Genomic DNA, 8,727 nt, shown 5'->3' with positions numbered 1-8,727 from the left:
CGCAGACCCTCGTCCATGGCGACCGGCTGGATCAGCTTCACCGACATCTCGGTGTTGTCGCCGGGCATAACCATTTCGGTGCCCTCGGGCAGGGTCACAACGCCCGTCACGTCCGTGGTACGGAAGTAGAACTGCGGACGGTAGTTGTTGAAGAACGGGGTGTGGCGGCCACCCTCGTCCTTGGACAGGATGTAGGCCTGACCCTCGAACTCGGTGTGCGGGGTGGTGGTGCCCGGCTTGATGACGACCTGGCCGCGCTCCACGTCCTCGCGCTTGATACCACGGATCAGCAGACCCGCGTTGTCGCCGGCCTGCGCGGTGTCCAGCATCTTGCGGAACATCTCGATACCGGTGATGGTGGTCTTGGTCTTCTCCGGGCGGATGCCGACGATCTCGACTTCCTCGTTGAGGTTGACCACACCGCGCTCCACACGACCGGTGACAACGGTGCCACGACCGGTGATGGTGAAGACGTCCTCGATCGGCATCAGGAACGGCTTGTCGGTCTCACGCACCGGGTCCGGGATGGACTCGTCGACCGCGTTCATCAGCTCGACGATGGATTCGCTCCACTTCTCGTCGCCCTCCAGCGCCTTCAGGCCGGAAACACGCACGACGGGGGCGTCCTCGTCGAACTCCTGCGAAGCCAGCAGCTCGCGGACCTCCATCTCGACGAGCTCGAGGATTTCCTCGTCGTCGACCATGTCCGACTTGTTCAGCGCGACCAGGATGTAGGGCACGCCGACCTGACGGGCGAGCAGCACGTGCTCACGGGTCTGCGGCATCGGGCCGTCGGTGGCGGCGACCACGAGGATGGCACCGTCCATCTGCGCCGCACCGGTGATCATGTTCTTGATGTAGTCGGCGTGACCGGGGGCGTCGACGTGAGCGTAGTGACGCTTCTCGGTCTGGTACTCGACGTGGGAGATGTTGATCGTGATACCACGAGCCTTCTCCTCCGGCGCCTTGTCGATCTGATCGAAGGCAAAGCTCTCGTTCAGATCGGGGTACTTCTCCGCCAGCACCTTGGTGATCGCTGCGGTCAGCGTGGTCTTGCCGTGGTCGACGTGACCGATGGTGCCGATGTTGACGTGCGGCTTTGTCCGCTCGAACTTCGCCTTCGCCACTGTGTGGTCCTCCTGGACTTGTTGGTGCTTGCAGTTGCAGCAGTGCGGGGGTCATCCCCACATATGTGGGGAACTAACGGTTGTACAAACTCCCGGGAGATCCGGGACGGGCGAGCTACCCGCCCCGGAGGGGTACTTACTCGCCGGTCGCCTTGGCGATGATCTCCTTCGACACGTTGGCCGGAACCTCCGCGTACGAATCGAACACCATGGAGTAGTTCGCCCGGCCCTGGGTCTTCGACCGCAGGTCACCGATGTAGCCGAACATCTCCGAGAGCGGAACCAGCGCCTTGACGACACGGGCACCACTGCGTTCCTCCATGGCCTGGATCTGGCCACGGCGGGAGTTCAGGTCGCCGATCACGTCGCCCATGTAGTCCTCGGGCGTGGTGACCTCGACCGCCATCAGCGGTTCGAGGATCACCGGACCGGCCTTGCGGGCCGCTTCCTTGAGCGCCTGCGCGCCGGCGATCTTGAACGCCATCTCCGAGGAGTCGACGTCGTGGTAAGCACCGTCGAGCAGGGTCACCTTCAGGTTGACCAGCGGGTAACCGGCGAGCACACCGTACTGCATGGCGTCCTGCGCACCCGCGTCCACCGAAGGGATGTATTCCTTCGGCACGCGGCCGCCGGTGACCTTGTTCTCGAACTCGTAGTGGGCGCCGTCCTCGCCGACGAACGGCTCCAGGCCGATGATGACCTTCGCGAACTGACCCGAACCACCCGTCTGCTTCTTATGGGTGAACTCGAGCTTCTCGACCTTCTTGGTGATGGTCTCGCGATAGGCGACCTGCGGCTTGCCGACGTTCGCCTCGACCTTGAATTCGCGCTTCATCCGGTCCACGAGGATGTCCAGATGCAGCTCGCCCATACCGCCGATGACGGTCTGGCCGGTCTCCTGGTCCAGCTTCACCGTGAAGGTCGGATCCTCTTCGGCGAGCTTCTGGATCGCGGTGCCCAGCTTCTCCTGGTCGGACTTGGTCTTCGGCTCGATGGAGACCTCGATGACCGGGTCCGGGAAGGTCATGGACTCCAGCACGATCTGGCTGTTCGGATCGCACAGGGTGTCACCGGTGGTGGTGTCCTTCAGGCCGATGACCGCGTAGATATGGCCGGCGCTGACCTGGGGTACCGGGTTCTCCTTGTTGGAGTGCATCTGGAACAGCTTGCCCAGACGCTCCTTCTTGCCCTTGGTCGCGTTGATGACCTGGGCGCCGGAGTCGACCTTGCCCGAGTAGACGCGGACGTAGGTCAGCTTGCCGAAGAACGGGTGCACGGCGATCTTGAACGCCAGCGCGGCGAACGGCTCGTCGGCACTCGGCTTACGGGTGAGAACCTCGTCCTCTTTGTTCGGCGCGTGACCCTGCACCGACTCGACGTCCAGCGGCGAGGGGAGGTAGTCCACGACGGCGTCGAGCATGGGCTGCACGCCCTTGTTCTTGAACGCCGAACCACACAGCACCGGGTAGAGCTCGGAGTTGACCGTCATCTTGCGGATGGCGCCCTTGATCTCGTCGATCGAGAGCTCTTCACCGCCGAAGAACTTGTCCAGCAGCGCCTCGTCGGACTCCGCCACGGTTTCCAGCAGTTCCTGCCGGTACTGCTCGGCCTTCTCGACCAGATCGGCCGGGATGTCCTGCAGTTCGTACTTCTCGCCCAGCTTGGTTTCGCCGGTCCAGACCTTGGCCTTCATCTCCACCAGGTCGACGACACCTTCGAAGGAGTCCTCCGCACCGATCGGCAGCTGGATGACCAGCGGCTTGGCGCCGAGGCGGTCCTTGATGGTCTGCACGGTGAAGTAGAAATCCGCACCGAGCTTGTCCATCTTGTTGACGAAGCAGATCCGCGGCACGTCGTACTTGTCGGCCTGACGCCACACCTGCTCGGACTGCGGCTCCACGCCCTCCTTGCCGTCGAAGACGGCGACGGCGCCATCGAGCACGCGCAGGCTGCGCTCCACCTCGACGGTGAAGTCGACGTGGCCGGGGGTGTCGATGATGTTGATCTGGTTCTGGTTCCAGAAGCAGGTCACCGCCGCGGAGGTGATGGTGATACCGCGCTCCTGCTCCTGCTCCATCCAGTCGGTGGTCGACGCCCCGTCATGGGTTTCGCCGATCTTGTAGTTCACACCGGTGTAGAAGAGGATGCGTTCGGTAGTGGTGGTCTTGCCCGCATCGATGTGGGCCATGATGCCGATGTTGCGGACCTTGTTCAGGTCGGTGAGCACGTCCTGTGCCACGGAAATCTTCCCCGCTCGTAGCTAGTTGGGATTCTCGCCGACGACCTGTAGCGGTCGTCATCTGTTGTCAAAGGCGGAAGCCGAGCTTCCGTACGCCTCCCGAGCCCGTAGCGTTGGGCCGGGCAGACATCACCAGCGGTAGTGCGCGAAGGCCCGGTTGGACTCGGCCATCTTGTGGGTGTCCTCACGACGCTTCACCGAGGCACCCAGACCGTTGCTGGCATCGAGCAGTTCGTTGGCCAGGCGCTCGACCATGGTCTTCTCCCGGCGGGCCCGGGAGAAGTTCACCAGCCAGCGCAGGGCCAGGGTGTTGGCGCGACCGGGGCGAACCTCGACCGGCACCTGGTAGGTGGCGCCACCGACGCGACGGGGCTTGACCTCGAGCGACGGCTTGACGTTGTCCAGCGCGCGCTTGAGGGTGACGACCGGATCGGTGCCGGTCTTCTCCCGCGCCTGCTCCAGCGCACCGTAGACGATGCGTTCGGCGGTGGACTTCTTACCGTCGAGCAGGATCTTGTTGACCAGCTGCGTGACCAGCGGCGACCCGTAGACCGGATCGTTGATCAGCGGACGCTTGGGAGCGGGGCCCTTGCGCGGCATATCAGCTCTTCTCCTTCTTGGCGCCGTAACGGCTGCGGGCCTGCTTACGGTTCTTCACACCCTGGGTGTCCAGCGAACCGCGAATGATCTTGTAACGCACACCGGGAAGGTCCTTCACACGACCGCCGCGAACGAGCACCATCGAGTGCTCCTGCAGGTTGTGGCCTTCGCCGGGGATGTAGGCCGTGACCTCGACCGCGCTGGTCAGGCGAACACGCGCGACCTTGCGGAGCGCGGAGTTCGGCTTCTTCGGGGTGGTGGTGTACACGCGGGTGCACACGCCACGACGCTGCGGGCTCCCCTTGAGGGCCGCGGTCTTGGTCTTGGCGACCTTGTCGCGGCGACCCTTACGGACCAGCTGGTTGATGGTTGGCATAGACCGGCTTTCCTTTAATCGGTTCTGGCGGTGTCAGGTCTGTTCATCGAGCTTTCACCCGCACGTCCAACCACGTTTCTCGCGTCCCGAGGTCGGGCGTGTCGTGCGCAGTTCAGGGCCCGATTTACAGGCACGCTGGAATCGTCAGCCGCTCTCGCTGGCCTACGTCTGCGCTCGAACTTGCCCGTATCCTTCCGGGCACAGCCGTCCACTGTACTCGGACGTAGCAAGAGGGGTCAAAACAGGGGTGCAGTGTGATATGGCCGCGCGCTCCGGACAGGACGGACGCCGACTGGCAATTCAACGACCACGCCCCGGCCCTTGTTCCCGGCGCCACACCCGAGCCTCCGCGAACGCGGCCACTCGGCACCTACGCGAGCGACCCGTCCAGGAGACCGATTCCTATCTGGCGATGTTCAGAGTCAATTCCAGCAGTTTCTTCGCGGCCGCGCAGGGGTCGGCAGTGGCGCCGGGCGACGAGTTCACCCACCAGCCGATAACTCCCGAATCGGCCGCACTGGCCGTCATACCGCAGGAGTTGGGATCGTTCGGCCGGCGGATCTCCAGCGCGATCGTGCCCTGCACCGTGGTCTTCGTGCTGGTGTAGCCGAGTTTGTCGTTGGTCTCCTGCTCGTTGCGCAGCGATCCGTTCTCATACCAGTTCAGCGTGAGCATTCCGGAACCGCCGCCGATATCCCACATGCACACCGCGCCGAAGAACGAATCGCTGATGTAGGTATTACCGCCGAGCGCGTCGATGATCTGCTGGTCGGTGACCACATCGCATTCGCGGAGCAATTTGTCGATCTGTGCGGTATCGACCGTTTCGCCGCCACCGACCGGTAGGGCGGTGCCGTCCACCGTGCTACCGCAGCCGGCGCCGAGAACGGCCGCCATAAGTATCGCCGCCGACGCGGCCACCGTGCGGATCCGGCCGCGGCCGGCTCGTTCGCGGAAGGTCATCGTCTCACTCCAGCCGCTCGATGGTCAGTTCGGCGAGCGCGCGGCTGCGATCACACGGGTTGCCACCGATATCGGAATAGCTGCCCAGCGCGGTCGACCATTCGAAGAAATCGTCGTCGAGCTGCACGGCCAGATCGCAGATACGGCTGTCCGAGTCCAATGCCGCGAAGCCGGGACGTCCGCCCACGGTGATCGGCTCCGGCGGCCGGCCGTGCGTGGTGACCCAGGCCTTCTCCCGTTCCAGCGGACTGCCCCGATACGACGCGAACGTGATGGAGGCGCCCCCCAGCCCGCCGGACTGCCAGTTACAGCCGACCGCGTTCTTGAACGACTGCGCGACCTGGCCGAGCCCCCCGATATCGCGGACCTCGTCGTCGGTGACGTGCCCGCACTCCCCCACGAACGGGCCCAGCGCGGCAACCTCGGGGACGGGCCCCCGCGGACCGTCGGCTTCTTCGGAGCCGGCATCGGAACCGCACCCCGTCAGAGCAAACGCCGCGGTTAACCCGAGGACTATCGCCGACCTGATCCGCATGATGTGAACAATACCGACGAAACCGCGGTCCCGACGGCGGCGCAGGTGGCCCGCGGATCCCGCGCCGCCGGCGCCGGCTCAGCGCACGGTGACCACGACCTTGCCAGTGGCAGCACGGTTTTCCAGTGAGGCCACGGCCTGCGCGGCCTGCTCCAGCGGGAACAGCACCGGCTGCGGGGGCGCGATCTTGCCGGCCTCGAACAGCGGCCCCACCTCGGCCCACTGCTCGGTCAGGTAGCCCGGGTGCGACAGCATCCATTCGCCCCAGCCGGCGCCGACGACCTCGACGTTCTTGAGCAGCAGGCGATTCACTTTGACCGTGGGGATATCACCGCCGGTGAAGCCCACCACCAACAACCGTCCACCGCGCGCCAGCGAGCGGATGCTGTCGGTGAAGCGGTCGCCACCCACCGGGTCGAGGACGATATCGACACCGCGGTTGCCGGTGAGTTCCTTGACGCGATCGAGCCAGCCGTCGGTGAGCACCACATCGGTGGCGCCCTGGGCCCGGGCGATTTCGGCCTTCGCCTCGGTACTCACCACCGCGATCACCCGTCCGGCACCCAGCGCGGCCGCCATGCGCAGGGTCGAGGTGCCGATCCCACCGGCCGCGCCGTGTACGAGAACGGTTTCGCCTTCGGCGAGCCGGCCACGGTTGCGCAGGCAGAAGTGCACGGTCATATCGTTGAAGAGAATTCCGGCGCCCTCTTCGAAGGAGATGTTGTCCGGAAGCTTGAAAACCATCTCGGCGGCCGTGGTGGTCACCTCGGCCATGGCGTTCCCGAGCATGGTCAGGGCGCAGACGCGGTCGCCCGGTCGCACATGCGCGCCCTCCGGGGCTTCCCGGACCACACCCGCGACCTCACCACCGACGACGAACGGCATCTCGGGCTTCATCTGATACAGCCCACGGGTCATCAGCACGTCCGGGAACGCGACCCCGGCGGCGTGGACGTCGATGACGACCCCACCGGCCAGCGGTTTCGGCTCCGGGATGTCGACGATCTCGATCGCTTCCGGTCCTTCGAGTTTGCTGACCTGAGCTGCGCGCATATGCCGACCTCTTTCGTTTGTCCACCGGCGAGCATGAGACGCACCGGCTGATATGTACCAATCCACCCGTCCACCCCAAACTATCGGTCGCGGCCGCGGGAAGTCCAGAGTGTTCGTGGCGGTGGTTTCGGGGTCGCGGGCCGGGGCCCGTCAGCCTGCCGCCGCCGCGGGAGTACCCACCACCATGCCCACCTGGACCAGAAGCAATGGATCGACGAAGCGATCCGCAAACTCCGGGAGAACGGTTACGACATCGACGATTCCGAGGCCGCACTCATCGCGTTGATCATCGCCGGCACCCGCTACGCCATCGAACGGTACGGCTCGCTGAGCAATGTGCCAGGTGCGGTGGGCGTGTCCAAGGGAACCGGGCTACGTCGATTACCGACCTACCACCGACGCCGGGTTACGCACGTCACCGTAAAGTCTTTGCTCAGGAACTCAGTAGAAGTACCGCGGCGCGACCCGCCGCGCGAGGAGCGCAAGTGTCACTCGATCAGCCACTCGCCCCGCTTCCCCAGGAGGGCATGGGGTTCGTTTCGGCGTGGCCGGTGCGAGCCGGTGACGTGGACCCGTACAACCGTCTGCGTCTCGACGGTATCGCCCGCTACCTCCAGGACATCGCCTGGGAACACCTCCAGCAATCCATCCTGGAGCAGACCGACCCCAACTGGATAATCCGGCGCACCGTAATCGACGTGATCCGGCCCGTGCGGTGGCCCGATACCGTGCACCTGCTGCGCTGGTGTTCGAGTATGTCCACCCGCTGGTCGAATATGCGGGTGCGGATAACCAGCGACCGCGGCGGCCTGATCGAGACCGAGGGTTTCTGGATCAAGATCAACGAGGCCAACAATATGCCGGCCCGGATCAGTGACGCGGGTTTGGCCTATCTGGCGCAGACCACCAATGAGCAACGGCTGCGCTGGCGGCCCTGGCTCACCGATCCCGCTCCCCCGGAATCCGATACCGATCTGCCGTTTCCGCTGCGTGCCACCGATATCGACCAGTACAACCACGTGAACAACGCCTGCTATTGGCAGGCGGTGGAGCAGTATCTCGTGGACTATCCCAAACTGGCCAGCGGTCCGCATCGGGCCGTGATCGAATACGTCGCGCCGGTGCTGGCGCGCCAGCACATCAGCGTCCGCAGCCGGTACGAACCCGGCGACCGGCACGCACGCCCTACCTTGCGCTTGTGGTTCGTGGTCGACGGAATCACCACCACCATCGTCCGGATCGCGCCGCTGTAGACCTTCGGAGTAGACAGCGCGGGGCCTCGCTCGATCGGCCCCGCCCGCGTTGCACTACATGCGACCCGAAGACATCGGAGCACCCCCGCCCGCGGCCGCAGTCGAAAGTTCCTCGACGCGGTGCGCGTGTGCCGGAACGCTTATGCGGGCCGGTCGTCCCGGGGGGCCGCGAGCGGCGGCCGCTGTTCGGTGCGGACAGTGGCCGCGCCGGTCGAACGTCGAGCTGCAGCGTGATCACTGCCGAGGTCAGGACCGACCGGCATCAGGCCCGCTGGACGGTCTGTGGTCGGCCGCCCGGCCACGGAGCCGAATCAGGCCGGACATGCGAAAGGCCACAGACGAGGCGCGGGGGGGGGGGGGGCGGTGCGTGTTCGGGCACATCGCCCTCGATCAAGTACCCACCGAGGCCGGCGGCGACCTTGCGGCCCGCCGTGGGGGGGCGGTCGACGACTACGACCTTCGCTCCGCGTGCGGCGAGCAATTCGGCGCTGGCCCGGCCCATTCCGGAGGCGCCTCCGACGACGACTGCACGTGCTCCCTGAATCTCCATATTTCCTGTCCTTCTCGGTGTACGGCACAGG

The 8,727-nt window shown here is 65.3% G+C and carries 9 protein-coding genes; 1 reads left to right on the top strand and 8 read right to left on the bottom strand.

The features are described from left to right. The 7 genes from tuf to QH195_RS17110 all read right to left on the bottom strand — a co-directional run. The coding region (gene tuf / locus QH195_RS17140) for an elongation factor Tu (RefSeq protein ID WP_280423259.1) at positions 1-1,127 on the bottom strand (1,127 nt) is incomplete at its 3' end. A 136-nt stretch (positions 1,128-1,263) separates the two neighbouring features. Next, positions 1,264-3,366: an elongation factor G gene (gene fusA, locus QH195_RS17135; protein ID WP_280423258.1), complete on the bottom strand. Its 2,103-nt coding sequence runs from the start codon at positions 3,364-3,366 to the stop codon at positions 1,264-1,266. A 129-nt stretch (positions 3,367-3,495) separates the two neighbouring features. After that, entirely contained in the window at positions 3,496-3,966 is a 471-nt protein-coding gene (rpsG, locus tag QH195_RS17130; RefSeq protein WP_014353063.1) for a 30S ribosomal protein S7, read from the bottom strand. Between the two features lies 1 nt (position 3,967). Beyond that, a complete protein-coding gene (rpsL, locus tag QH195_RS17125) occupies positions 3,968-4,342 on the bottom strand; it encodes a 30S ribosomal protein S12 (RefSeq protein ID WP_014353064.1) in 375 nt (124 codons plus the stop codon). A gap of 402 nt (positions 4,343-4,744) precedes the next feature. Then, positions 4,745-5,305, bottom strand: a complete 561-nt coding sequence (locus QH195_RS17120) for a DUF3558 domain-containing protein (protein ID WP_280423257.1) — start codon at positions 5,303-5,305, stop codon at positions 4,745-4,747. 4 nt (positions 5,306-5,309) lie between these two features. Further along, a complete protein-coding gene (locus tag QH195_RS17115; protein WP_280423256.1) occupies positions 5,310-5,840 on the bottom strand; it encodes a DUF3558 domain-containing protein in 531 nt (176 codons plus the stop codon). Positions 5,841-5,918: 78 nt separating this feature from the next. Continuing rightward, positions 5,919-6,893 carry an NADPH:quinone oxidoreductase family protein gene (locus QH195_RS17110; RefSeq protein ID WP_280436128.1) on the bottom strand — a complete coding sequence of 325 codons (975 nt, stop codon included), beginning with the start codon at positions 6,891-6,893 and terminating at the stop codon, positions 5,919-5,921. A 485-nt stretch (positions 6,894-7,378) separates the two neighbouring features. Between QH195_RS17110 and QH195_RS17105 the strand changes: the two genes are divergently transcribed. Further along, positions 7,379-8,146 (top strand): acyl-[acyl-carrier-protein] thioesterase, encoded by a 768-nt coding sequence (locus QH195_RS17105; protein WP_280423254.1) that lies wholly within the window; start codon positions 7,379-7,381, stop codon positions 8,144-8,146. Positions 8,147-8,408: 262 nt separating this feature from the next. Here the strand turns inward: QH195_RS17105 and QH195_RS35260 are convergent, their stop codons facing one another. After that, positions 8,409-8,696, bottom strand: a complete 288-nt coding sequence (locus QH195_RS35260; protein WP_432278841.1) for an SDR family NAD(P)-dependent oxidoreductase — start codon at positions 8,694-8,696, stop codon at positions 8,409-8,411. Between the last annotated feature and the right edge of the window lie 31 nt (positions 8,697-8,727).

The organism is Nocardia carnea (genome assembly GCF_029868855.1).
Classification (GTDB): Bacteria; Actinomycetota; Actinomycetes; order Mycobacteriales; family Mycobacteriaceae; genus Nocardia; species Nocardia carnea_A.
This window is presented reverse-complemented; position numbering and strand designations above follow the sequence as displayed.

Bases quoted from the DNA above. Each gene is read 5' to 3' on its own strand.
- rpsG (WP_014353063.1), bottom strand. From the start codon at position 3,966: ATGCCGCGCAAGGGCCCCGCTCCCAAGCGTCCGCTGATCAACGATCCG.
- rpsL (WP_014353064.1), bottom strand. From the start codon at position 4,342: ATGCCAACCATCAACCAGCTGGTCCGTAAGGGTCGCCGCGACAAGGTC.
- QH195_RS17120 (WP_280423257.1), bottom strand. From the start codon at position 5,305: ATGACCTTCCGCGAACGAGCCGGCCGCGGCCGGATCCGCACGGTGGCC.
- QH195_RS17115 (WP_280423256.1), bottom strand. From the start codon at position 5,840: ATGCGGATCAGGTCGGCGATAGTCCTCGGGTTAACCGCGGCGTTTGCT.
- QH195_RS17110 (WP_280436128.1), bottom strand. From the start codon at position 6,893: ATGCGCGCAGCTCAGGTCAGCAAACTCGAAGGACCGGAAGCGATCGAG.
- QH195_RS35260 (WP_432278841.1), bottom strand. From the start codon at position 8,696: ATGGAGATTCAGGGAGCACGTGCAGTCGTCGTCGGAGGCGCCTCCGGA.